22 protein-coding genes are annotated in these 24,615 nt (G+C 68.8%); 14 read left to right on the top strand and 8 right to left on the bottom strand.

Annotated features, from left to right (window positions below; all coding sequences use genetic code 11):
* Positions 1-39: 39 nt before the first annotated feature.
* Complete coding sequence (locus AC5RWQ_RS07530; protein ID WP_494282008.1) at positions 40-645, top strand: Dps family protein; 606 nt, start codon at positions 40-42, stop codon at positions 643-645.
* Between the two features lie 68 nt (positions 646-713).
* Here the strand turns inward: AC5RWQ_RS07530 and AC5RWQ_RS07525 are convergent, their stop codons facing one another.
* Positions 714-1,169: a PPC domain-containing DNA-binding protein gene (locus tag AC5RWQ_RS07525; RefSeq protein WP_494282007.1), complete on the bottom strand. Its 456-nt coding sequence runs from the start codon at positions 1,167-1,169 to the stop codon at positions 714-716.
* Positions 1,170-1,227: 58 nt separating this feature from the next.
* Positions 1,228-1,671 carry an IS5 family transposase gene (locus AC5RWQ_RS07520; protein ID WP_494282006.1) on the bottom strand — a complete coding sequence of 148 codons (444 nt, stop codon included), beginning with the start codon at positions 1,669-1,671 and terminating at the stop codon, positions 1,228-1,230.
* Positions 1,672-1,765: 94 nt separating this feature from the next.
* On the opposite strand from AC5RWQ_RS07520, the gene AC5RWQ_RS07515 reads away from it, so the two are divergent.
* A complete protein-coding gene (locus AC5RWQ_RS07515; RefSeq protein ID WP_494282005.1) occupies positions 1,766-1,897 on the top strand; it encodes a hypothetical protein in 132 nt (43 codons plus the stop codon).
* Positions 1,898-1,917: 20 nt separating this feature from the next.
* On the opposite strand, the gene AC5RWQ_RS07510 is transcribed toward AC5RWQ_RS07515, so the two are convergent.
* The 3 genes from AC5RWQ_RS07510 to AC5RWQ_RS07500 form a co-directional block, all read right to left on the bottom strand.
* Positions 1,918-2,364 carry a hypothetical protein gene (locus AC5RWQ_RS07510; RefSeq protein ID WP_494282004.1) on the bottom strand — a complete coding sequence of 149 codons (447 nt, stop codon included), beginning with the start codon at positions 2,362-2,364 and terminating at the stop codon, positions 1,918-1,920.
* Positions 2,365-4,004: 1,640 nt separating this feature from the next.
* Positions 4,005-5,204, bottom strand: a complete 1,200-nt coding sequence (locus AC5RWQ_RS07505) for a low temperature requirement protein A (RefSeq protein ID WP_494282003.1) — start codon at positions 5,202-5,204, stop codon at positions 4,005-4,007.
* A 4-nt stretch (positions 5,205-5,208) separates the two neighbouring features.
* Positions 5,209-5,391, bottom strand: a complete 183-nt coding sequence (locus AC5RWQ_RS07500; protein ID WP_494282002.1) for a hypothetical protein — start codon at positions 5,389-5,391, stop codon at positions 5,209-5,211.
* A 706-nt stretch (positions 5,392-6,097) separates the two neighbouring features.
* Between AC5RWQ_RS07500 and AC5RWQ_RS07495 the strand changes: the two genes are divergently transcribed.
* A complete protein-coding gene (locus AC5RWQ_RS07495) occupies positions 6,098-6,616 on the top strand; it encodes a flavodoxin (protein ID WP_494282001.1) in 519 nt (172 codons plus the stop codon).
* A gap of 12 nt (positions 6,617-6,628) precedes the next feature.
* Here the strand turns inward: AC5RWQ_RS07495 and AC5RWQ_RS07490 are convergent, their stop codons facing one another.
* Positions 6,629-7,513, bottom strand: coding sequence for a helix-turn-helix transcriptional regulator (locus AC5RWQ_RS07490; protein WP_494282000.1), 885 nt, complete (start codon positions 7,511-7,513; stop codon positions 6,629-6,631).
* A 100-nt stretch (positions 7,514-7,613) separates the two neighbouring features.
* On the opposite strand from AC5RWQ_RS07490, the gene AC5RWQ_RS07485 reads away from it, so the two are divergent.
* From AC5RWQ_RS07485 to AC5RWQ_RS07470, 4 genes are all read left to right on the top strand, one after another.
* Positions 7,614-8,999, top strand: coding sequence for an MFS transporter (locus AC5RWQ_RS07485; protein WP_494281999.1), 1,386 nt, complete (start codon positions 7,614-7,616; stop codon positions 8,997-8,999).
* 26 nt (positions 9,000-9,025) lie between these two features.
* Positions 9,026-10,069, top strand: a complete 1,044-nt coding sequence (locus AC5RWQ_RS07480; protein ID WP_494281998.1) for a zinc-dependent alcohol dehydrogenase family protein — start codon at positions 9,026-9,028, stop codon at positions 10,067-10,069.
* A gap of 242 nt (positions 10,070-10,311) precedes the next feature.
* Complete coding sequence (locus AC5RWQ_RS07475) at positions 10,312-11,196, top strand: aldo/keto reductase (RefSeq protein WP_494281997.1); 885 nt, start codon at positions 10,312-10,314, stop codon at positions 11,194-11,196.
* A gap of 77 nt (positions 11,197-11,273) precedes the next feature.
* Entirely contained in the window at positions 11,274-12,257 is a 984-nt protein-coding gene (locus AC5RWQ_RS07470) for an aldo/keto reductase (RefSeq protein ID WP_494281996.1), read from the top strand.
* 479 nt (positions 12,258-12,736) lie between these two features.
* Here the strand turns inward: AC5RWQ_RS07470 and AC5RWQ_RS07465 are convergent, their stop codons facing one another.
* Positions 12,737-14,788, bottom strand: a complete 2,052-nt coding sequence (locus tag AC5RWQ_RS07465; protein WP_494281995.1) for a hypothetical protein — start codon at positions 14,786-14,788, stop codon at positions 12,737-12,739.
* Between the two features lie 629 nt (positions 14,789-15,417).
* On the opposite strand from AC5RWQ_RS07465, the gene AC5RWQ_RS07460 reads away from it, so the two are divergent.
* Positions 15,418-15,555, top strand: a complete 138-nt coding sequence (locus tag AC5RWQ_RS07460) for a hypothetical protein (RefSeq protein ID WP_494281994.1) — start codon at positions 15,418-15,420, stop codon at positions 15,553-15,555.
* An 82-nt stretch (positions 15,556-15,637) separates the two neighbouring features.
* Here AC5RWQ_RS07460 and AC5RWQ_RS07455 read toward each other — a convergent pair whose 3' ends face one another.
* Positions 15,638-16,855, bottom strand: a complete 1,218-nt coding sequence (locus tag AC5RWQ_RS07455; protein ID WP_494281993.1) for an ROK family protein — start codon at positions 16,853-16,855, stop codon at positions 15,638-15,640.
* Positions 16,856-17,309: 454 nt separating this feature from the next.
* Here AC5RWQ_RS07455 and AC5RWQ_RS07450 point away from each other — a divergent pair, with 454 nt between their 5' ends.
* The 6 genes from AC5RWQ_RS07450 (at position 17,310) to AC5RWQ_RS07425 (ending at position 24,594) form a co-directional block, all read left to right on the top strand.
* A complete protein-coding gene (locus tag AC5RWQ_RS07450) occupies positions 17,310-18,491 on the top strand; it encodes an ROK family protein (protein WP_494281992.1) in 1,182 nt (393 codons plus the stop codon).
* Complete coding sequence (locus AC5RWQ_RS07445) at positions 18,488-19,900, top strand: GH1 family beta-glucosidase (RefSeq protein WP_494281991.1); 1,413 nt, start codon at positions 18,488-18,490, stop codon at positions 19,898-19,900. The genes AC5RWQ_RS07450 and AC5RWQ_RS07445 overlap by 4 nt, the downstream gene beginning before the upstream one ends.
* A gap of 32 nt (positions 19,901-19,932) precedes the next feature.
* Entirely contained in the window at positions 19,933-21,171 is a 1,239-nt protein-coding gene (locus AC5RWQ_RS07440; RefSeq protein ID WP_494281990.1) for an extracellular solute-binding protein, read from the top strand.
* Between the two features lie 231 nt (positions 21,172-21,402).
* Positions 21,403-22,185, top strand: a complete 783-nt coding sequence (locus AC5RWQ_RS07435) for a carbohydrate ABC transporter permease (protein WP_494281989.1) — start codon at positions 21,403-21,405, stop codon at positions 22,183-22,185.
* A gap of 43 nt (positions 22,186-22,228) precedes the next feature.
* Positions 22,229-23,008 carry a carbohydrate ABC transporter permease gene (locus tag AC5RWQ_RS07430; protein ID WP_494281988.1) on the top strand — a complete coding sequence of 260 codons (780 nt, stop codon included), beginning with the start codon at positions 22,229-22,231 and terminating at the stop codon, positions 23,006-23,008.
* An 11-nt stretch (positions 23,009-23,019) separates the two neighbouring features.
* Complete coding sequence (locus AC5RWQ_RS07425) at positions 23,020-24,594, top strand: glycoside hydrolase family 5 protein (protein WP_494281987.1); 1,575 nt, start codon at positions 23,020-23,022, stop codon at positions 24,592-24,594.
* Positions 24,595-24,615: the final 21 nt, after the last annotated feature.

The following is a 24,615-nucleotide window of genomic DNA, read 5'->3' as shown; positions in this document are numbered from 1 at the left end:
GCGGAATGACAGCGGGGAACAGGCATCGGGAGAGACGGCATGTCCCAGCAGGAGGACCGTTCAGACAGCCAGCCGCGACTGCATCAGCATGGCCGGGAGATCCAGGCGTTCGGCACGGTTCGGCAGCTACCGGTCGGCCTTTCCTACGACGCGCGGATGTACTCGTGTGAACGGTTGACCAGGATCCTCGCGGATACTCGGATTCTGCACTCGCTATATAACAAGCACCATTGGCTCATGCGCGGGCCGACGTTCTATCAGCTGCACCTGCTGCTCGACAAGCACGCGGACGAACAGCTCGAACTGATCGACATGGTTGCGGAGCGTATTCAAACGCTCGGCGGAATCGCGGTGGGGGACCCGCGTCACGTCGCTGAGTTGACCAGGGTGCCACGCCCGCCAAACGGTGCCGAGGAGGTGCCAGCCATGCTCTCCCGCCTGCTGGAGGCGCACGAGATGATACTCATCGACGCGCACGATGCCGCAGGGCGGGTGGTGGAGGGCGGCGACGACGGTACCAACGACGTGCTCGTGTCGAACGTGATCCGCACCAACGAACTCCAGACGTGGTTTGTCGCCGAGCACCTTGTCGACACCCCGGTCATCCAAGTCTCGAAACCGATCGCGGCTGCACGCTTGCGATGAGCCGGCGCAGACGCCGGCAACGACGAGCTGTCCGGCGGCCAGGACGGTGGCGGCCAGGACGATCCGACTCAGCGCTGGGCCGTCCCCGTCAGCAGCGCCAACCCGGTCTCCGGGTCGACCCGCTTGGTGAGGCTCGCTCCGACCTCGGTGATGATGACCTCGAGAGTTGGCCACACCTCACCGTGAAGGAGATGGCCCCCTACGGTCGTGCCGTCACGGTGGCCGAGCACCGCGTGCACATGCAGAGCCGCCTTGCCCTGGTTGTCAGCGATATCGCCGAGCAGAGACAGGACCTCGACCTGTTCCCGAACCGGTATGCGCAGGTAGTCGCGCTTCTCGCGGTCGAAGTAGCCCAGCTCGGCCGACTTGAACCCGCCCACAGCAGTGACCCGGGCACCGCGAATGCCGTACCGCGCTACTGCCTCGTTGACGGCGGTCACTGCGTCCTCCCCCTTGTCGACCGCGACCACCACCACGTGCCGGTCACCATCAGTCAGTTCGAGGTCCCTCACGATCTTCCTCATCTCGTTAGGCATTATGAGAGCTGGCCGCCCGCCGAAGACGCCGTCGGCTGCAACCCCGTCAGGGCAGGAACGCGGGCCCGCGGCGGCTGCGGGCACGATCGCCACCGCCCTTCACCGACTGCGAGTCGATGATCCCCGCCGACGGCTCCGGATTCCGCCCGTCCTGCACCCGCGCCTTGAACCGCAGCGTGGCCAGCAGGTTCTCGGTCACACCGGCGTCTTCCCAGCGCACGAAGTACCAGTACACCGTCTGCCACGGCGGCAGATCCGCCGGCAGATACCGCCACGGACACCCCGAGCGGACCACATACAAGATCGCGTTGACGATCTCCCGACGAGGATGCTTCTCCCGCCGCCCATCCGTGCTGGGCTCCGGCAACAACCCTTCGATCAACGCCCACTGGGCATCGGTCAGGTCCGACGGGTAACCACGACGAGGCGACGATACCCGGACACCCTCCCGGCTCCGGCGGCCATCGTCACGCCGCCGCACCGTCCACATCCGACCTTTTCAAACACGCACTTAGTGTCGGAGCTCGACGGCGAACCCCATAGGCGGGGCGTCGCCGAGCAACTCGGCGACTACAACGAGTTCGGTGTCGCTGGCACTGGCCGGCTCGACCACCTTCCGCACCCGCGTGACCCACTCGGTCTACAACGCGGCCCGACACGGCGGCAGGGGCCGCACCCCGTTCGGGGTACGGCCCGCGCGTCCGCTGCGGCCGTGATGTGCGCTCTGCAGGGGCGGCTACTCGGCCCCGATGACCTGGAAGTCGTGGTTGACGAAGATGTGGTGCGGCCAGTTGACACCGATGTTGTGCACCTCGTACTCGCCGCTGCTCAGCTGCACCACACGGTCGACGACGCCGCCCGGGTACGCGGCCAGGGCAGCCTTCGTCGCCTTGTCCGCCGTGGTTCCGCTGACGACCGTGCCCGACCCCTCACTGTAGTTCGCCGGGATCTGACCGACCTGCTTTGCCGCGCTCGGAGCACCACGCTGGAAGGGAACCACCTGTGCGGCAGAGGAACTCGCCGATCCGCCGTCGGTCGGTTGCACAATGACCTGCGTGGCCGTGATGGTCGTCCCGCTGGTCGTCCCGAGGACGAGGACGGGTTCGCCGGCGGTGACGGCACTCGCCGAGGTCGAGCTCGTTCCGTTCTCGTACGTGGTGGAGGACGTCTCGTTGACGGTCACCTTCTGACCCCCTGAGGTCGACATGGTGAAGCTCGACGTCGACACGCTGTCGACCTTGCCGATCGATCCTCCTTCGGCCGGCCCGGATCGAGCGTTCGATCCCCCGCCACCGGATCCGGCACCGCCAGGGAAGCCGCCGCCGGGCGCGCCGTGTCCTGCCGTTGTCGAGGGGGCCGAGGCTGCCGCCGAGGGGGCTGCCGCCTCGGAAGCCGTGGCTGTCGCCGAGGGGGACCCGGCTAGAGCGACCGAAACTCCGATCCCCGCACATCCCAGCGCAGCGGCCGCGATCCAGCCACGCCTCTTGTTCGACAGCAATCGCCGTACCCCCGATCGGTGTGCCTGCTCGGCCGTGCCTACCGAGGCCGACATGTCTGGCGAAGACGCCAGCGGGAAAGGCGGCGCAGCACCGCCGTCGCCTGAACTTCCAGCAACCGACGGCCCTGACGTCGCGCTCACGGGGCCAGCGGAAAGGGTTTCGTCCCGAGTTGCCCGGTCGTACTCGTTCATGATGGCGCTCCTCTCGCTCGGTCAGTCAGGCAAGAGTGGCGGCCATTTCTGTGAGTGCCCTATGGGCGAGCATTGAGTTGCCAGAGCAAGCGCACTGGCAGGTTGTGGCGCGGACCTCGGTGCCCTTTCCGCCCTCCGAGCACATTGCGTTCTTTGTCCCACTCGACCATGCCAGCTTCCGGATCGGCGGGACCAGCGAAGCCGTGACCTCTGTTTCTGGATCCCTGCGTTGCGGCGTTGACCTCGGGCGGCAAGCCCGGCGCACGACTACACGCGGTCCTGCTCGACGCCGTGCCCCGGCTCGCCGCCCAGCCCGCGCGCACCGCGGCCGAGCCCTGGGAAGCTGCTGCGCTTCGACGATCTCGAACCCGGCGGCCAGGACCCGGGCCGAGGCCCTTGCGGGCACTGGGGCGCACGACTTGGACCGGCTAAAGCTGACACCCGGCCCGCGCGAGTTGATGGAGTAGCTCCACGCGGACGCAAAGAATGTGGCGTCGGGTTGTAGCGCTGGATCAGCTTGATGGTGTCAATGATGTGCAGGTCCAAGTCGCGCTGGATGGAAAAGTGCTTGAGGTCGAAATCTTCGGTGACGCCAGCGGGGAGATCGTCTCACCAGAACGGCAGGTACGTTGTGACGGGCGGGCACTGGATGTGGGAAGAGGTGCCGGTCGATGGGGCTGACACGGTGCACGGGGTGACGCTGACACTGTGACCGTATAGCTAAGGGGCGGTGCGATGCGCCGGCCCCCCTCGCGTTGGCAAGATCAACAATGTTCCCGGCGGGAACATCAGCGGGAACAAGGGGCTACAAGCGGCCACAATGGAGTACGAGTAGACACATGCTGAGCAGGGCCGATAGGGTCGGTGCAGCTCAGAGGGTTGGTTCGGTGGGGTTCAAGTCCCCCCTCGGACACGTTATTTCCACAAGCGTGATTGTTCCTCGTGTTTTGCGTGATCCCCGTCCCGTTGGGCGGGGATTTTTGCTGTGGCGGCGAGGCCGCTTCGTTGGGGGTTGAGGGCGGCCACCGTCGGCCAGGCCGGCACCTTCGAGCAGGCGATGCCCCCGTAAGGCATGGACGCACGGTGATGTGGACGGTGCCGCGGATGCCGGGCTACCCGCCGGGAAACGACGCTCAACGGACGTACCGGTGTCGTGGTGCGATCAGGCTGAGTGCTGCGAGGGTCACGGCGACGAGGCCGAGTGTGGCCAGCGGGGGCAGGGCGGCGGCGAGGGGGATGGCGGCGGCGAGGATCAGGCAGGCGATCCATCTGGTGGTGAGGCGGGTGCGTGTGGTGACCCGCAGGTACCAGGTTTGGGTGGCGACGTACAGCAGGGGGCCGCCGCCGAGGAGGAGCCCGAGGGTGAGTGATCCCGCGCCGTGTGGGTGCGTGATGACGGTCTGGCAGCCGACGGCGGTGGTGACGAGTCCGGCGAGGACGACGTACTGGCCGTTGGCGCCCATCCGTGCGGTCCAGATCGGGTCGGTGGTCGGTGTCTCCTGGCGGTCGACGACGACGGGGCTGCCCGCGAAGTAGAACGCCCAGAGGGCGGCGACGAGCACGAATGCGGCGACGCCGGCGAGTATGGTGGCGGGTTCGGTTGGCGCCTCGGCGATGGCGGTCGCGGAGGTGAGGACAACCTCGCCGAGTGCGATGAGCAGGAAGAGCCGGAGCCGTTCGGCCATGTGGGCGTAGTCGAAGGCGATGTGGTGGGTCTGCAGGCGTTGATGCGGCCAGGGGTGAGCGAGCCATACGCCGGTGACGTCGATCGCGGTGGCCGCGCCCCACCACCACAGGCGTGCTCCGGGCGCGATGGCCGCGCCGACAATCCAGAACGGGGCCGAGGCGAGCAACCAGGTGAGCGCCCGGCGATAGTGCTGCCGTAGCAGCGGCGTCGGTGCCGTGGTGGCGGTGACGATGCCGCGGGCGATCTGGGTGCCGACGAGCGGGACGACGAACGCCCATCCGCCGTCGGCCGTGAACGCGATCCCGATCGCGGCATTCATGAACAGCCCAAGGGCCATCGCCGTGAGCACTGCGGCCTGGGTGTGGCGACGGGTGATGTCGAAGTAGGTCGCCTCGAACGTGGTTAGTAGCCACACGGTGAACACCGCGCAGAGCAGCACGAGGGTCTCGGCTGCACCCTGCCAGGTAAGGTCGTGCAGCAGCTGCTCGGACAGCTGCGAAACGGCGAAGACGAACACGAGGTCGTAGAACAGCTCGAGCGGCGAGACCTCACGGGCCCCGGCAGTAGTGGCGTGCCGGCCATCACTACCCTGCGGGTCATCGCCTGGATGGGCAGCACTACGGGGAGCTTCTCGTGGGTCGGACATGCGATTAACCGGCCGCCTTTCGGCGCAACAGCGCGCCCTTCCCCGCCCGGCCCAGCACCTCGTACTCGGCCAGGACCTTCTGCTCGTAGGTCGCAGAGTAGCGGCGCCGCTGGGGCCGGGCGGGGACCTTAGGATTCAGGTCCTCGGCCACCCGTCGAGTCTGCGAGGGTGACGCCGTCGGCGTCATCGTCGTGATGATTCCGGGGCAGTCATCCTTCCTCGCGCTCGGGGACAGTGACCCGGCAGGCTCAGCGCAGGCATGACCGGAGCACGGCGGATGTGTCGTCGATTGGCATAGCCGGTCTGGGGGTCCCTGGCATTACCCCTTTCAGCAGAGGCTCCCTCGTAGTCGGCGGTACGGGTTGCATGAGGTGACAGCCATGCCCATGTCGCTGATAGCGAGGTGCTGCTGAATGTCTTCCCACAACAGTCGTCGCCGGTTCTTGCCGGGCGCGGCCGGTCTCGCGGCGGTTCCTGTGGTGGCCGGGGTGGCGGGTTGCTCCTCGGGTGAGCAGGTACCCGCAGCTCGGCGCACCGCGACGCCCGCGTCCGGCGGGGCGGTGCCACGACCGCGCTGGCGGGACGTCGCAGGTTGGGTTCGCTGGAGGTTTCCAGCATCTGGCGTGGAAGCTCCGCCGCGCCGGCGACCTGCAGGCCGGGGCGGGCCTCAGCGCCCGCCCGGTCCTTCTCACCCGGGAGAACTGATGGAAGCGATGAACAGGCACCCGCGCCGAGCGATACTTCGGGGCGTACTGCTCGGCGCCGCCGGTACGGCGGCCGGGGCGGCGCTGAGCGCCTGCACCGATTCCCCTACGCCTTCCCCGGCAGGGTCTTCGACGGCCGGCAACGAATCCCGGGGCGGCTCTGTTCCGTCCTCATCCGGCGGAAGCCGGGTGCTGCTGGTCTACTTCTCGCGCGCCGGGGAGAACTACTTCAACGGTGGCCGTAAGCGCCTCACGGTCGGCAACACCGAGGTCGTGGCCGGCATGATCAGGCGGCTGATCGGCTGCGACGTGCACCGGATCGAGGCCGCCGATCCCTACCCCGACGACTACGACCCGACGGTGGCGCGTAACGTGCGGGAACAGCAGGCGAACGCCCGGCCGGCCATCGCGGATCCCCTGGCCTCGATCGCACCCTACGACACGGTCATCTTGGGCAGCCCGATCTGGAACGTCCGAGCACCCATGATCATGACGACGTTCGCCGAGGGCTTCGACTTCACCGGCAAGACGATCCACCCGCTGACGACGTACGCGATGAGCGGCCTGGGAACCACCGAACGTGACTACGCCGCCTCGTGCCGCGGCGCGAGGCTCGGGGAGGGCCTTGCCGTGCGCGGTGAGGAAGTCGCCGACGCTGAGCCGGCCGTCGAGGCTTGGCTACGCCGCATCGGTCTGCTGGCCGGCTGATCCGCGGGAGCGTCACCGGTCGACGTGGGCGGGGCCGCTCTCCTGCGTCGCGGCCCAGGTGGCGAGCAGCTCAAGGCCGTCACCAGAGGGGGTGCCCGGCTCGGCGGAGTAGGTCACGATGGTCAGGGTCTCGTCGCCGGCCAGCTCGAGCCCCTCGTAGGCGAGTTCGAGGTCACCGACGGCGGGGTGGCGGAAGCGTTTCGTGCCGTGCCGGTGTACGAAGACGTCCCGGGTTGCCCACCACGCACGGAAGGCGTCGCTGCGCATGGACAGCTCACCAATGAGGTTCATCAGCTGCTTGTCGTGCGGGTGCTGGGCCGCGGCGATGTGCAACGAGCCAACGGCGGAGCGGGCCGTCTTGGCCCATTCCGGATAGAACAGCTGCGCGTGCGGGTCCAGGAACGTGAAGCGCATCGAGTTCACCGGCAGCGCCACGCCGGTGGAGAACAGCGGCGCGTAGAGAGCCTTGCCGAGCGGGTTCGCGGCGAGGATGTCGAAGCGGTAGTTGCGCAGGAACGCGGGCACGCCCGTCATCGAGTTCAGCAGGCGGTGGATCGCGGGCCGGATTTCAGGCGTGCTGTCGCGGCGGGCGCGGGTCCGGGCGGGCTGAGGGCCGGCGGCGCGGGCCAAGTGGTGCAGGTGCGCGGTCTCGGTGTCGTCGAGTTGCAGGGCGCGGGCGATGGCGTCCAGGACGCTGTCGGACACGCCGGTGAGGTTGCCGCGTTCCAGACGGGTGTAGTACTCGACGCTCACCCCGGCGAGCGCGGCGACCTCGCCGCGGCGCAGTCCGGCGACGCGCCGGCTGCCGTAGGCGGGGATGCCGGCCTGTTCGGGGCTGATCTTCGCCCGGCGTGAGGTGAGGAACGCGCGGACCTCGTTGCGGTTGTCCGTACCCATAACCCCAGGCTAGGCAGCCCGCACGGGGTAAGGGGGTCCCTGCCATTACCCCTTTACGCGGTGACTCCCTCCCGGTCGCGGTTGACGGTTCCCTGGAGGCATGTCCCTTTCCTCTCCCGCCGCGCTCACCGCCCCGGCGGCGGCCTCACCGGTCGTGCGGTCACGGGCGTCGCTGGTGGTGGCGATGCTCGGCTTCGCGGTCGTCACCCTCGACACGCAGGTCGTCAACGTCGCGCTGCCCGACATCAGCTGGGATCTCGGCGGCAGCCTGGCCGGGCTGCAGTGGGTGGTCACCGGTTACACGCTGATGTTCTCCGCGCTGCTGCTGTTCGCCGGTACCTGTTCCGACCGGATCGGGGCCCGCCGCGCGTACGGGGTCGGCATGCTGGTGTTCGTGACGGCCTCGGTGGTGTGCGGGCTGGCGCCGAGCCTGGGCTGGCTGATCGCGGCGCGGGTGGTGCAGGGCGTCGGCGCGGCGCTGGTCACGCCGACGTCGCTGGCGCTGATCCGGGCCGCCTACCACGACAGCGTCGCCCGGGCGCGGGCGATCGCCTACTGGGCGATGGGCGGGTCGATCGCGGCCGCGGCCGGGCCGGTGCTCGGCGGCGCGCTGACACAGCTGGACTGGCGGCTGATCTTCTTCCTCAACGTGCCGGTCGGCGTCGTCGCCGTGCTGGTGCTGCGCGGCGCCGCCGACTCGCCGCGGCACGACGCTCCGTTCGACTGGACCGGGCAGGTCGCCGCCGTGGTCGCGCTGGCCGGGCTGACCTATGCGGTCATCGAGGGCGGAAACCTGGGCTACGGCAACCGCCGGATCCTCGCAGCGTTCGCGGTCGCCGTCGTCGCCGCCGTGGTGTTCCTGGCGGCGCAGGCCCACGGCCGGCATCCCATGGTGCCCCTGGACCTGTTCCGTTCCCGCACGGTCAGCGTCGCCCTGATCGTGAGCTTCCTCGGCATGGTCGGCTTCTACGGCGTGGTCTTTCTCCAGTCGCTGTACTTCCAGCAGTTGCGCGGTGCGTCGCCGTTCGTCACCGGCCTGCTGTTCCTGCCGATGACCGCCCTGGTCGCGATCCTCAACCCGCTCGCTGCCCGCACCGCCGTCCGCCTCGGCCCCGCGGCGCCGATCATCGGCGGCCAGCTGGTGATGGCAGCCGGTCTGGCCGGGCTGGTACTGCTGCCCGCCGACGCCCCGGTCCTGTTGGTCGCGGCGGCCATGGTGCCGGTCGGCGTCGGCGGCTCGTTCACCGTCCCGCCCATCACGGCGCTGATCCTCGACAGCGTCCCGCACCACCGGGCCGGCACGGCCAGCGGCGTGTTCAACACCTTCCGTCAGCTGGGCGGCTCGTTCGGCGTCGCCGTCTACGGCGCCGTCGTCGCCTCGCAAGCCACGTTCCTGCACGGCCTGTACCTCAGCCTCACCGCCACCGCCATCCTGCTGCTGCTTACCGCCACCGCCAGCCTGGCGCTGCGCGGCCCTCGTCACTGATTCCGTCACTGGAAGGAACGACCGCTATGCGCGCCACGCTCTTCGGAGGCCCCGGCGACATCACCGTCGGCGAGCGCCCCGACCCACGCCTCGAAACGCCCACTGACGCGGTGGTGCGCGTCACGCTGGGCTGCGTCTGCGGCTCCGACCTGTGGTACTACCGCGGCGTCAACCCGCACGCGCCCGGCCCGATCGGCCACGAGTTCATCGGCGTCGTCGAGCAGGTCGGCGCCGACGTCACCTCCCTGCGGCCCGGGGATCTGGTCGTCGCGCCCTTCACCTTCTGCGACGGCACCTGCGCCAACTGCGCCGCCGGGTGGACCGGCAACTGCCTGCACGGCGGTTCCTTCGGCAACCACGGCATCGACGGCGGCCAAGGCGAGTTCGTCCGGGTCCCGTACGCCGACGCCACCCTGGTCAAGGTCCCCGGCGGCGGCCACACCGACACCACCCTCAAGTCCCTGCTCGCCCTGTCCGACGTCATGTGCACCGGCCACCACGCCGCGGTCAGCGCCGGTATCGAGCCCGGCGACACGGTCGCCGTCGTCGGCGACGGCGCCGTCGGCCTGTGCGCGGTCATCGCCGCCAAGCGGCTCGGCGCCGACCGGATCATCGCGCTGAGCCGCAACCCCACCCGGCGAGCCCTCGCACGCGAGTTCGGCGCGACAGACATCGTCACCGAACGCGGCGACGACGCCACGAAGCTGATCATGGACATGACCGGCGGCCTCGGCGTCGACGCCGCCCTGGAATGCGTCGGCACCGGCCAGTCCATGGCCACCGCGTTCAGCATCGCCCGCGTTGGCTCCATCGTCGGCGGGATCGGCGTGCCCCACGACTCCGTCGTGCCGATCGACACCGTCATCTTCCGCAACGTCGGCCTGCGCGGCGGTGTCGCTCCCGCCCGCCGCTACATCCCCGAACTGCTCGACGACGTGCTCACCGGCCGCATCAACCCCGGCCTCGTCTTCGACTACGAAACCGATCTCGACGGCATCGCCGACGCCTACACCGCCATGATCGAGCGCCGCGCCACCAAGTCCCTCGTTCGCATCAGTGCCGGTCAGTAGCGATTCGCCGGTGTCAAACCTGCGGTGGGGGGCCCTGCCATTAACCCTCCCGGCCGACATGATTCCGCGCTCAAGGGAGAACGAAAGACTGTGGCCCACGAATCCACGGCGTCCTCGACGAGGGACGAGCTGACGACGATCGGTCGAGCGCAGGAGCTCGCCATCGTCGGGTCCGTCGTCGGACCCAACGCGAGCGCGGTCACCATCCGCCTGCTACCCAGAAGCTGAAAGGAACCCGTCCCATGACTATCCCGGAACTGACGTTGAACAACGGCGTCGAGATGCCCGCGCTCGGGTTCGGTGTCTTCCAGACTCCACCCGAGGAGACCCGCGCCGCGGTTGAGGCGGCGCTGTCAACCGGCTACCGGCACATCGACACCGCGGCGGCCTACGGCAACGAACGGGGAGTCGGCGAGGCCGTCCGCAACTCCGGCCTCGATCGGGCCGACGTCTTCCTGGAGACCAAGATCTGGATCAGCGACTACGGCTACGACCAGACCCTGCACGGCTTCGACAAGAGCGCCCGCAAGCTCAGCGTCGATCAGATTGACCTGCTCATCCTGCACCAGGCCCTGCCGTCACAGTTCGACAAGACCCTGGGGGCATACCGCGCCCTGGAGACGTTGCTCGCTGACGGCAAGGTCCGCGCCATCGGGGTCAGCAACTTCATGGTCGACCACCTCACCACGCTGCTGGACAAGGCGACGGTCGTGCCCGCCGTGAACCAGATCGAGGTGCACCCGTACTTCACCCAGCGCGAAGTGCAGGCATTCGGCGCCGCGCACGGCATCCTCACCCAGGCCTGGTCGCCGATCGGCGGCATCACCTTCTACCGGGACGGCAACCACACCAGCACCCTGCAGGACCCGGTGATCGGCGAGATCGCCAAGGCGCACGGCAAGACGCCCGCGCAGGTGATGCTGCGCTGGCACCTGCAGCAGGGCCGCTCGGCCATCCCGAAGTCGACGAACCCGCAGCGCATCGCGGAGAACTTCGACGTCTTCGACTTCCAACTCACCGACGAGGAACTTGCCGCCATCGACGGCCTCGACACCGGCCGGCGCGGCGGCCCAGAGCCGGCCGACATCACCCTCGAGACCTTCGGCCGGCCGATCCCCGAAGCCTGATCAACACCGCACCCCCGCTCTCGCCCTCGCCGCAGAACAGCGGGGGCTCGCTCGACGAACGACACGAAGGGACCAACATGCGTACCGCCAAGCTCGGCGACCTCGAGGTCGCCCGGATCGGCCTGGGTGCGATGGGAATGTCGCACGGCTACACCGGCGCCGGCACCGACGACGCCGAATCGATCCGCACCATCCACCGGGCGCTCGACCTGGGTGTCACGCTCATCGACACCGCGGAGATCTACGGCCCGTTCGTCAACGAGGAACTGGTCGGCAGGGCGATCAAGGGGCGACGCGACCAGGTGGTCCTGGCGACCAAGTTCGGGCTGGTCGCGCACGACGGCCGGGGACCGTGGACGCGTGACAGCAGCCCGGACAACATCCGCATCGCGGTCGAGGGCTCGCTGCGCCGGCTGGGAACCGACCACATCGACCTGTACTACCAGCACCGGGTCGATCCGCAGACTCCGATCGAGGACACCATGGGCGCGCTGGCCAGGATGGTGGAGCAGGGCAAGGTCCGTTACGTCGGCCTCTCCGAGGCGTGGATCGACACGATCCGCCGCGCACACGCGGTCCACCCGGTCACCGCGCTGCAATCGGAGTACTCCCTGTGGACCCGGGACCAGGAGCAGGTGCTGCCGGCGCTGCGCGAACTGGGCATCGGACTGGTCGCCTACTCCCCATTGGGCCACGGCTTCCTCACCGGCACGCTGCGCACCCCAGAGGACGTCGAGCGCCTCGACGACGACGACTTCCGCAAGAACAACCCGCGATTCACCGGCGAGAACTTCCAGCGCAACCTGCGCATCGCCGACGAGGTGCAAACGGTCGCCAACCAGGTGGGCGCCACACCGGCGCAGGTGGCCCTGGCGTGGCTGCTCACCAAGGGCGACGACGTCGTGCCCATCCCCGGCACCAAGCGCGTCAGCCGGGTGGAGGAGAACACTGCCGCCGATGCCGTCGAACTGACCGCCGAGCAGATCGCGATCCTGGACCGCCTCACCCCGGCCGAGGGCGGCCACCACACCGAGGCCCAGATGCAGATGATTGAACGGTAACCCTACGCTGACCCGGATCACGCGAGAGCAGTTGCCTGCCAACAGCGCCTCAGCTACGCGACTCCTGTCCAAACAACGGGTCGACCCCGGAGGCATTTGTGGATCGCGTGGTGCTCGGATGGTGCTCCGATATTCGCGACCATACGAGCACGCCCGAAATCAACGACAGCGGAACAGCGCCGAAGCCCGCGATTGGCAGCGACCCCGCCGCTGCCGTAGACAAGAGGTAGCGGAGCGTACCGGCCGGGGTCGGCACGCGGATCAACCCGTTCAACCTCCTACCCACCGGCGACCCCCGACAACTGGCCACAGATCGAGCCAGATGGCTTTGCCCGGACGCCTAGGTAGACATGGCTTCTCTAGCGTACGGATTCCGCGTTTCGCGGAGAGGGTGGTTTCCAGCGGTCGCCGCAACGGTGACGATTGAGGTCGGCCGTGGGCCAGCCGCGCGAGCAAAGTCAGCCGGGCCGACCGGGCGGTCAACGGGGTGGGCTTCTGCCGCGCAGCCGCTCGGCGAGCTCTCGGACGGCGTCGCCGAAGCGTGGGTCGGACTCGCCTGGCCAATGTCCGACGATGGGAGGCGCGACGGTGTCGCTCGGCGGGACGACGATGTCCCACGGGTCGCGCAGTCGCCGGTCGACTGAACCGGCCGGTCCGGCGACGGTCGGTGGCTGGCCGGAGCGGTGGGGGGAGAAGATCCAGCTGCCGATGGGGTCGGTGTCGCGCCAGAGGTTCAGCCAGCGCCAGTCGACCCGCTCGCCCACCTCGTGCAGCACCTGGTCGTCGACGTAGGCCGGGAAGAGTCGAGCGTAGAGGCGGCGGAGCGGTGAGCCGTACGTCAGCAGCGCTACGCGGTCCCCAACGCCGGGTGGCAGCTGCAGCACCGTCGCGGCGAGCAGTACCGAGCCGTGGCTGTGCCCGGTGAGCAGCACCGAGTCGCCGCGGGAGGTCAGGTAACAGATGCGTCGGGTCAGCTCCGGCACGGCGCGTTCGGCGTAGCAGGGGGGAGCGAAGGGGTGGGCGATTCGCGGCCAGAAGGTGCCCAGGTCCCACAGCACGCCGACGTAGCGGCGGAACTCGGCCGTGCGGTACGCGAGGATGCCGGCGATCACGAGCGCGAGGATGAGCGCCGCGATGACGTAGCTGCCCACCGCGGTACCGAAATTGATCAGTGCGGCGGGCACCCCGGTCCACCGCTCGATGACGTCCGCCGGATACAGCCCCAGCAGCCCCACGGTGCTGGTGGCCAGGCCGAGCCCGGCGAGCAGGGCGTACACCACGGCGAGCAGTTCCAGCCGCTCGGTGAAGCGGGCCCGAGCGATCGTCTTCTCGACCTGCCGCAGCCGGGGAGCGGCCTCGGGCGGCGCGTCCGGGAAGTCCCGGGCCACCGTGGCCGCGGCGGCGCGGCGCCGGCCGGGCCTGGACACCAGGCTGACCACGGCGGCAAAGACCAGTGCAGCCAGCACCGCGAGGAAAAAAGCGAAGATCGCCCACTTGTACGCCAGCGGTGGACCGGTGGGCGATCGGTGCACCGTCGGCGCGCCGCGGTCCAGCAGGTCTCCCACCCGGTAGACCAGCTCGGCGGAGAACGCCGCCGCCACCCCGCTGGCGACCGCGGCGAGGACCGGCGCCCCGAGTCCGCGCAGCGGCGCACTGCTGCGCATACCGCCGCGCTGGCGCAACACCACCGCCCAGAGCACGACCAGCAGGACAGTCTGCGCGAAGAACAGCCACGCAACTATCACGGCGTACCCGGGCAGGCCGTCCCCGGAGGGCCAAGGCGTCGGATCCGCTGCCACCACGACGAGCACCAGCGTGGTGAGCGCCCCCGCCACCGCTCGCAGCCCGCGGGTCGCCCGGTCGACCCCCCGGGCCCGCTCCGGCTGGTCGATCATCGGGTGGGCGCAGACCAGCGCGACGCAGGCGGTCAGCACCGCGCCGGTCGCGACCGCCAGAGCGACGGTGCTGGCGGAGGCGCCACCGCCGGCCCGGGCGGCGAGCAGGCTGAGGTCCAGTGTGGCGAACGCGGCGGCGACGTGGATCGCGCGCAGCCGCTCGACAGGTGGTGCGACGTCCCACTGCCCCACGGCGCTGAGTTGGTGCGTACCGGAGATGGTGGTGGGCCCCCGGAACGTCTGGCGGTTCCATGGCTTTCCGGCGCCGAGCCGCCAGACCAGGCCGACGGCGGCGGCCGGGACGAGCGCGAGTACCGCCAGCCGCAGGCCCGTCGGCCGCCCCCCGAGCCACGACAGCCAGCTCCGCCCGGACAGGCAGCTCGGCAAGGTCATGCACTTCCAGGCGACCTGGTCCAGCGCCACCCCGGCGATGGAGAGCACGTACAGCGCGGTCAGCGTGAGCGCCAACAACCGGCAGAGCGCCTTCACCACCGCCGTGCCCGCCATGCCGTGGCTGGCCGGACGCATCCAGATCGCCACGTTGCAGAGCATGAACGGCAGCAGGAACACCAGCGACAACGTGCGTACCGCAGTTCCCGAGGGCAGGTCGCTCCAGCGGTATGCCTCCAGGACCACCCCGCCCGCCCCTTTGGTGTCGGGGTATCCCGGCCGGGGTCGGTGGAAGCCGCCGCTGCGGTCACCGGCGACCTGGTGTGTGTTCGGACGGTCCAGTACTTGCCCGGCGCTGGCGCCCGAGACCCCGTGCACCCGCAGTTCGATGACGTCGCCGGCAGCAAACGGTCCGCCCCGCGGTTGTGGCGTGTCCGCCATGTTTCCCCCCGGGAGGCGTCTCTGGCTGCCGGTGGCTGGCCGGCGCGCCGCCGCTGTGGCCCCTCTGTGCGGCGGGGCGCGTCTACCCATTCCATGGGCGATCACGCGTGACGGAGACGGGAGGTAGCGCGGGACGGCCCGCATCGGCAACGCCGAGCAAGAACGCGATGCGCCGGGAAGAGCGGGGTCGATCTCTATTACGGCGACGTCGATTACTGGAACGGCATCGTGCGGGTCGGAAGCTTCGACGGTGGCCGCGAGATCGCGCGCCAGTCAGACGGATTCCGAGTGACGATCGAGCCGGCAGATTGAGGGTGCCTGCTTTTCGAGATCCACCGCTTCGACCCGAACACCCCGATCAAGGAGACCATGGAAGCCGCCACGATGTCGTCAAGGCCGGCAACCTCGGCGCCCGCGAGCTGCTGGCGCACCGCGTGGGCGTCGCGCTGACCGTCGGCACGGCGATGCTGGCCCTGGCGCTCGTCCTGACCGTCGTGCTGATCATCCGTGGGCGCAGGTCCGCCGAGGTCAAGGAGACTGCGGCGGCCACGCTGGCCGGCCGCCGCGCCTGACCGGGCAGCCCACCCGCCAGCCGCGTCCCCACCATCTCGGGACCTACGGTCGCAGTAGGGGTTGCATCCCTCGCGGTGCGGGTCATCCGTCAATGGCGATCAGATCCTCGATCGGCAGCAGAGCGGAGCCGACAGCAACGGAGTCGCCACCCAGTTCAGTGATCGTCAGCTCGAACTGTTCACCGGGACGGGCCAGACAGTGTCGGCTGATGGAGTCGCGTAACCGTGCCGCAACAGATTCCATGAGCCGTAGCCCGACCCAGCCGCCGATGACGATCTTTTCGGGGTTGTGCAGGTTCACCAGCCCGCCTAGGCCTGCGCCGAGACAGTCGATCGCCTCGTCCAGAACCGCGGATGCGGTGGTGTCGCCGCTCGACGCGGCGTCGATCAACGCCCCTATTGCTCGCCAGCCGGTGCCGTCGAACTCACCGCCGCGTCGCTTCCACTCGGCCAGTATGGCGTCGGAGCCGACGTACGCCTCCACGCAGCCGATGTTGCCGCAGGGGCATCGCCGGCCGTTGCGTTCGATGACCATGTGGCCCCATTCGCCCGCGCTGGAACGCGATCCGCGGGCCAATCTGCCTTCGGAGATGACGCCGAGGCCGACGCCTCGGCCCAGCAGGGCGACGAGAGCGAAGTTGCAGCCGCGGGCCGCCCCGTACCAGAGCTCGGCTCGGGCCTGCATCTTCGCACCGTTCTCGGCGAGGACGGGCTCGGTGGCGGTGCACAGGTTGGTGATGTCCACCGGGTCCCAGCCCAGGCTCTGGGCGTATAGGGTCTGTCGGCCGTCGGGGTCAGTCTCCACGGCTCCGGGTAGGCCGAGCCCGATGCCGAGCAGGTTCGTCCAGCGGTCGGAGTTGCGCTCGCGTAGCGCGGTGAGGGCATCGTTGAGGTCTGCGGCGATCCGGTCGGAAGGTTCGCGTTCGCTGCTGCCGCGGAACTCGCGGTCGATGCGGTTCATCGCGAGGTCGAACATCTCGACTGCGACGCCCCGCTCGCCGATGTCGGCGCCTATGGTTATGGCGCTGTCGGCTCGCGGTCTCAGCAGGGCGATGGGCCTTCCGCCGCGGGAGGCCATGGACCCGGATTCCTCGACGAGTCCGTCGGCGATGAGGTCGGACACGATGTTGATGACGGATGCCGAGGACAATCCGCTGTCCTGGGCGATCGTGGCGCGGGTCGTCTCGCGGACCAGGATGATGTGCTTGAGGACCGTCGCTCGATTCCGGCGCCGGAGGCTGCTGACCGTGGACGGCTCGGCTGCGATGTATCCGGCCTGCCTGACGGATGCTGGATGCATGGTGAGCGAAGCGTAGCAACATCGCATAGCTTGACAGCCTGTGCGTTTGGGACGCCAGCACTTGGGGCGGGTCGGTTGTTGCCCGTTGCCGTATGAGCTCGACGGCCGACCATTTGCCGGCCCTACCTGTTGACTCGAACCATTCCGTGCCAGTGCCGACTGAGCGACCACGCGGACGCTGTCAAGCATGAGCCGCTCGGCCGTGGCGCGGCCGTGCCGCCGTGCCGCACACGGCTGTCCCGCGTCCCGGAGGGCCATGCTGTGCTGGTCCTGTTGCGCGGCGCACTGTGATCGCCAATGCCGCCTCTGCGCTGCCCCCGGCTCTTCCATGAGGATCTTGGAAACAGGGTATTGCGGCTAGTTATCCCAGGACTTAACCTAAGTCCTGACTTTAGGGGTGTCCATGACTGCACGCGCCACCGTCAGAGACCTTCGGGTACGTAACCGTGCCGCCGTGCTCCGGCAGGTCGTGCTAACCGGGGAGACGACCCGGGCCGCTCTGGCAAGCGAGTGCGGGCTGTCGCAGGCGACGGTAACCAACGTCGTCGGCGACCTCATCCGCGACGGACTCGTTGAGGAGCACGGGTCGTTGCCCTCCTCCGGCGGGCGGCCGATCGCCCGGCTTCGTCCGGTGAAAGCCGGGGCGTACGTGATCGGCGCGGACGTGGGCGAGCACGGCGTGACGGCGGAGTTGTTCGACCTGTCCCTGCAGCGGGTGGATCGGGTCTTCCGCCGGCTCGCCACCCGGGTCACTAGCCCCGATCGGATCGCAGGGGTGCTGGACGCGGCGGTCGCCCAGTTGCGTGTGGCCAATCCCGGCCCGGACCGGGCGCTCGTGGGGATCGGTCTCGGACTGCCCGGCGTCGTGGACACGGCTGACGACGGGTCCACGACGGTCTACGCGCAGAGCCTCGGCTGGGAGGCGACCGGGCTGGACGAGTTGTTGGTACCGACCGACGTGCCGATTCTCGCGGACAACGGTGCGAAGACCCTGGCCATGGCGGAAACCTGGTTCGGCGCGTCCAGCGGGCGCAGTCACAGCATCGTCGTCCTGGTGGGGCGTGGTCTGGGTATCGGCGTGATCGCCGGCGGGCGCCTCCTTCGCGGTTCATCGAGCAGCGCGGGAGAGTGGGGTCACACCAAGGTTTCCAATGGCGGTCCGACCTGCCAGTGCGGTGCCCGTGGCTGCCTTGAGGCGTACGTCGGCGGAGACGCGGTGGTCCGGCGCTGGCGCGAGGCCGGTGCGCAGGTCGCCGGACCGGACGAGGAGGCTCTCGCCCGGCTCATCGACGCCGCTGACGCCGGTGACGCGGCGGCCGCGCGGGTGCTCGACGAGACCCTCGAGATCCTCGGACTGGGGCTGGCGAACCTGGTCAACTTGTTCAATCCCGAACAGTTGGTCATCGGCGGTTGGGCGGGGCTGCGCCTGGTCGAGCGTCGACAGGCCGAACTTCACCGGCAGGTCTCCCGCTTCGCGCTGCACCGACCGGCGGATCAGGTCGTGCTCGAGCCGAGCAAGCTCGGCGACGATGCGGTCGCGCTCGGCGCCGCCCTCCTGCCCCTTGAGCAGTTCATCGACGGCAATCTCACGACAACGACTGCACACACGCAGCCCGCGGGGAAGGCACAGGCATGACGATCACCGGTGTAGGAACCGACCTCGACGTACTCGATCTGGCGGCCATTCCGGTCGGCTTCGCCTGGGGCGCGGCGACAGCGGCCTACCAGATCGAAGGTGCGGTGACCGAGGACGGCCGCGGTCCTTCCATCTGGGACACCTTTGCCCATACCCCGGGCGCCACGGTACGTGGCGAGACCGGTGATGTGGCCTGCGACCACTACCACCGGTGGGAGTCGGACCTGGACCTGATGGCCGAACTTGGCCTCACCGCATATCGGCTGTCGCTGTCCTGGTCCCGGCTGCAGCCGGCCGGACACGGCCCACTGAACCCGAAGGCGGTCGCCTTCTACCGCCAACTGCTCGCCGGGCTGCGTGAGCGCGGCCTGCACCCGTTCGTGACCCTGTACCACTGGGACCTGCCGCAGCCACTGGAGGACGCGGGCGGGTGGCCGGTGCGCGCCACAGCGGAACGCTTCGCGGAGTACGCCGAGCGGGTCGTGACCGAGCTGGGTGACCTTGCTGAGGACTGGGTGACGCTCAACGAGCCGTGGTGCTCGGCCTTTCTCGGCTACGGCGCGGGTAAACACGCCCCGGGGCGCACCAGCGACACCGACGCGGTCGCGGCGGCGCACCACCTCAACCTGGCCCATGGGTTGGCCGTGCCGCGGATGCGCGAACGGCGGCCGGGGATCCGGATCGGCGTCACTCACCTCATCACGGACATCGTGCCCGCCTCGGACACCGCTGCCGATCTGGCCGCCGCCGGGCGGATGGACGCCAACAACAACCTCATGTTCCTCGACCCGCTCCTGCGCGGCCGCTATCCCGACGCCGTCTACGAGCTGTACGCCCGGCAGGGGCTCCGAGATCTGGTGGCAGCTCCGGATGAGCAGATCATCGCCACGCCGATCGACTTCCTCGGAGTGAACCACTACCAGCAGATCGTCGTGAGCCATGACGACGCCGAGCCGCACCTGGGTGCTCGGGCCGTGCCGGCCAAGCCCGCTACCACGTCCCTACGGTGGTCGGTGAAGCCGGAATCGCTGCGCAACGTGCTGCTACGGGTCGCCACCGAGTACCCGGCGCTGCCGCTGTACGTCACGGAGAACGGCGCGAGTTTCGACGACTACGTCGGCCACCAGGGCGAGGTCGTCGATCTCGAGCGGATCGAGTACCTGCGGGGCTACCTGCAGGCGGCCGCCGAGTCGATCCGCGACGGAGTCGACCTTCGGGGCTACTTCGTGTGGTCGCTGATGGACAACTTCGAGTGGGCCGAGGGCTACGGCAAGCGGTTCGGGCTCATCTATGTGGACTACCACACCCTGCGCCGCACACCCAAGGCGAGCGCCGGCTGGTATCGCGACGTCATCACCCGGCATGCCCGGACGGTTGGTCAGAACCGTCCGGGCGCTCCCGCCGAATGATCACCCAACCACCATCAGAATGGAGTTGCAGCATGAACAGGTTACTGAAGGCCGGTGTCGCGGTCGCGGCCGCCTTCGCGATGTCGGCGGGGCTCGCCGCCTGCGGTGGGGACGAGTCGGGCGCGGGAGGCGCACCGAAGCTCAAGGTCTGGGTCATGGGCGACGACGGGTCGAAGCTCGAGGAGCTCGTCGGTGACTTCACCAAGAGCTCGAAGATCAAGGTCGAGGTGGACGCGGTCCCGTGGGACAGCGTGAACGAGAAGCTCACCACCGCGGTCGCGTCCGGCAACGGGCCCGATGTGATGCAGATCGGGCTCTCGCTGCTGCCGACCGCCATCGACGCCGGTGCGCTCGCCGACCTGAGTTCGATGAGGTCGGCCCACCCCAACCTGGCCGACGACAAGTTCCTCGACGCGGCGGCGGCCAGCAAACTGAATCCGGCGGGCAAGGTGCTTTCCGTGCCGTGGGTCAGCGACACCCGCGTGCTGTTCTACCGCACCGACATCCTGGCCAAGGAGGGCCTGAGCGCCGCGCCGGCCACCTGGGACCAGGTGCGGGAGTACGCCAGGAAGCTGGCCGCTCGGGGCAAGGGCAACTACGGCTACTACATCCCCCAGTGGGACGCCCCCCTGCCGGTGCAGTTCACCTGGCAGGCCGGCGGGGACATCGCCGACGCCTCCGGCAGGATCAACCTCGACACCCCGGAGTTCACGCGCGCGACGGACTACTACCTGAGCTTCTACGCCGACAAGCTGGTACCCACCGCGTCGGACTTCGACCAGACGCAGGGCTTCGTCTCCGGCACCACCCCCATGCTCATCTCCGGTCCCTACCTCGCGAAGGAGATCACCGAGCAGGCGCCGGACCTCGCCGGCAAGTGGGCCGTCGCTCCCATGCCCGGCGACAAGGCCGGCACCGCCCTGTACGCGGGTTCCAACCTGGGCGTCTTCAGCAAGTCGCAGAACGTGGAGGCGGCAGTCAAGCTGCTGGACTACCTTGCCGAGCCGGAGACGCAGCTCAAGTGGTACGAGAGCACCGGTGAGCTGCCGGCGGTCAAGGCGGCACTCAACGACCCGGGCCTGGCCGACGACCCGAACGTCAAGGTGTACGCCCAGCAGCTGACCAACGCGAAGTTGCTGCCGCTCACCTCGGCCTGGGATCCGGTCAGCAAGAAGTTGCTCTCCGCCCTCAACGAGATCGCCCTCAAGGGCGCCGACCGCACGGCCACCCTCGCGAAATTGAACCAGGACATCGGCGCATTGCAGAAGTAGCCCGGATTCCAGGTGGGCGCGCTGCGCGCCCACCTGGACCGAACAGGAGACCTCATGACCGACACCATTCGCGCCACGGACACGGCCCCGCCCGGGGTAGGGCCGACGGCATCCAGGCAGCCGGCACGCCGCCGCCGGCGACAGCGCCCACTGACCCCGTACATCCTGATTGGACCCGCGTTCGCGCTTCTGGTCGCGTTCGGGATCCTGCCGATTCTCGTGGCGGCGGGCGTGAGCCTCACCGACCTCGACCTGCGCGGGTTGGGTGACCCCGCCGCGGCGCGCTTCGTCGGGCTGGAAAACTACCAGCGCCTGTTCGCCGACGGCGAGTTCTGGTCCGCGCTGGGCAACACCGGAATCTTCGTGGCGTGCGGCGTACCAGTGATCATCCTCGGATCCCTCGCGGTCGCCATCGCGCTCAACCAGAGCCAGTCACGGTTCTTCCGCTTCCTGACGAGCTTCTACTTCCTGCCGGCGATCACGGCCATCGTCGCCATCTCGCTGATCTGGGGATACCTGCTCAACGGGCAGTTCGGCCTGATCAACTACCTGCTGGGTCTGGCCGGCGTCGACCCGGTGCCCTGGTGGAGCGAACCGACCGCGGCGAAGTTCTCCGTCGCGCTGGTGGCGGTCTGGCGCGCCTCCGGGCTCAACATCGTCATCTTCCTCGCCGCGCTCCAGTCCATCCCGAGGGAGTACCACGAGGCTGCGTCATTGGACGGCGCAGGAGAGTGGCGAAAGATCATTAGCGTGACCGTGCCCCTGCTGCGCTTCGCGATCTTCTTCGTCACGGTCACCACGCTGATCTTCTGGATGCAGTTCTTCGACGAGCCGTACGTCCTCACCAGGGGCGGTCCCACCGGGTCCACCACCTCGATCTCGCTCTACATCTACCAGCAGGGGTTCCAGCTCAACGAGTTCGGGTTCGCCTCGGCCGCCTCGCTCGTGCTCTTCGTCGCCATCTTCGCCGTCACCGCCGTCCAGCTGCGCGCCAGGAGGCTCTCGCATGACTAGTCCTGCCGTCCGCCGCCGGTGGCGTCTGGCTCCACTGGCGATCGTGCTGTCCGCCGGCGCGGTCCTGACCGCGTTCCCGTTTTTCTGGATGCTCACCACGTCGGTGAAGCCGCTGAGTCAGTCACGCCGCTATCCGCCCGAGGTGCTGCCCTCGGAGGTGTCGTTCGCGGCGTACCAACGGCTGTTCGAGGATCTCGACTTCGGCCGGTATCTGATCAACACGGTCGTGGTCGTGCTCATCAGCTTCGTCGGCCTGCTGCTGATGGCCATGGCGGGATACGGTTTTGCGAAGTTCCGCTTCGGCGGCAAGCAGGTGATGTTCGGGCTCGTGCTGGCCACGATGATGATCCCGGTCCAGGTCACGATGATTCCGACCTATCTGCTGCTCAACAGCGTCAGCCTGACCAACACACTGGTCGGCATCGCGTTGCCCGCGCTGGTGAGCGGGTTCGGCATCTTCCTGTTCCGGCAGTTCATGATCACCATCCCGGATGAGCTGCTCGAGGCCGCGCGACTCGACGGCGCCGGTGAAGCCAGGGTGTTCCGCTCGATCGTGCTGCCACTGTCCCGGCCGATCCTCGCGGTGCAGGCCGTACTGGTCTTCATCGCGGGCTGGAACAGCTTCCTCTGGCCGCTGATCATCGCCAACGACGAGGAGAAGTACACCCTCGCCGTCGGCCTGTCACTGCTGAACAAACAGCTGAGTGTCAACCCACCGCTGCAGATGGCGGGCGCGTCGCTGATGGTCGTGCCCATCCTGATCGTCTTCGCGATCTTCTCCCGGCACGTCGTCCGCGGCTTCACCATGTCGGGTCTCAAGTGAGGGATTACACCATGAACAGCTTCCTGCGCGCCGTGGACGGGCGCCTGCACGACGGCCACGGCCAGCCGGTGCTCCTGCGCGGCGTGGGGCTGGGGAACTGGCTCCTGCCCGAGGGGTACATGTGGAAGTTCGAACCGCCCGGCCCGCAGTCGCCCCGTGAAATCGAGGCACTTTTCGCCGACCTCGTCGGAACCGACCGCGCCGAGCAGTTCTGGGCCGGCTTCCGGGAGCGGTTCATCACCGACGCCGACCTCGCCCGGATCGCCGCCGAAGGCATGAACCACGTCCGTCTGCCGATCAACGCGCGAGGGCTGCTGACCGACGACGGTCACCTGCGACCCGACGCCTTCGCCCCGATCGACTGGTTGATCGACAGATGCCGGGTCCACCGGCTCTGGGTGGTCCTCGACCTGCACGGCGCCCCCGGCGGCCAGACCGGCACCAACATCGACGACTCGCCACGCGGCCTGCCGGAACTGTTCACCGACCGCCGCTACCAGGAGCAGACCGTGGCCCTGTGGCAGGCCCTCGCGCAGCGGTACCGCGACGAGCCCATGGTAGCCGGGTACGACCTGCTCAACGAGCCCCTGCCCAACGAGTACCAGTACCAGCACGCCGACGAACTCGTCGCGCTCTATCGCGAGCTGACCGACACCATCCGCGCCGTAGACCCCAACCACCTGATCATCTACGAGGGCATGCACTGGGCCACCAACTGGGACATCTTCACCGAGGTGTGGGATCCGCAGTCGGTGCTGCAGTTCCACCGCTACTGGTCACCCCCGGACCAGCCCGGCATCCAGCGATTCCTCGACGTGCGAGAACGGCTCAACCTGCCCATCTACATGGGGGAGGGGGGTGAGAACAACCTCGACTGGCTGCAGACCGCGTTCCAGCTCTACGAGGACGAAGAGATCTCGTGGAACTTCTGGCCCTGGAAGAAGATCGAGACCCTGACCTCCCCCTGCTCGGTGGTCGCGCCCGACGGGTGGGCAGAGGTGCTGACGTATGCCCATGGCAAGGGAGAACGCCCGGACCCCGACCGCGTCTGGGGTACCCTGCTCGATCTGCTCGACAACGTCGACCTGGCCGCCTGCGTCTACCGTCCGGAGGTGGTCAACGCGCTGCTACGCCGGCCGCCGCTGCGCCTGCCCGCGACAGGCTTCTCCTTCCGTGGTGCGGGCGACTCGTACGGAACTGCCAGCGCCACGCCGCTGGCGGGCTTCCGCCCCGACGACCAGGTGACCATCGTCCGCTCACCCGAGTCACAGGACCGGCCACTGGACTTCTCACACACCGACGGCGCACCGCGCGACCACGACGACCGGTTGCTGGTCCGGCTCGAGCCGGGTGACTGGGTGGCCTACGACGTGCACCTCGACGCCCCGGCCCGGCTGCGGATCACCGCCCAGCCGGCCGGCGACGACCACAGCGCAATCCGGATCCGACTCGACGGCGACGAACTGCCGCTCGAGGGACTCACCGCCACCTCGGCGGCGCTCGCACCACCGGGCCGCCACGTCGTGCAGGTGAGCGCCTCCGCGACCGTCCTGCTCGACGGACTCACCGTCACGCCCGTCCCCTGACCGCACTCGGCAGCCACGTCT

This window comes from Micromonospora sp. BS32 (assembly GCF_059089345.1).
Note: the sequence above shows the minus strand (reverse complement) of the source record. Positions and strands in the feature narration are given on the sequence as shown.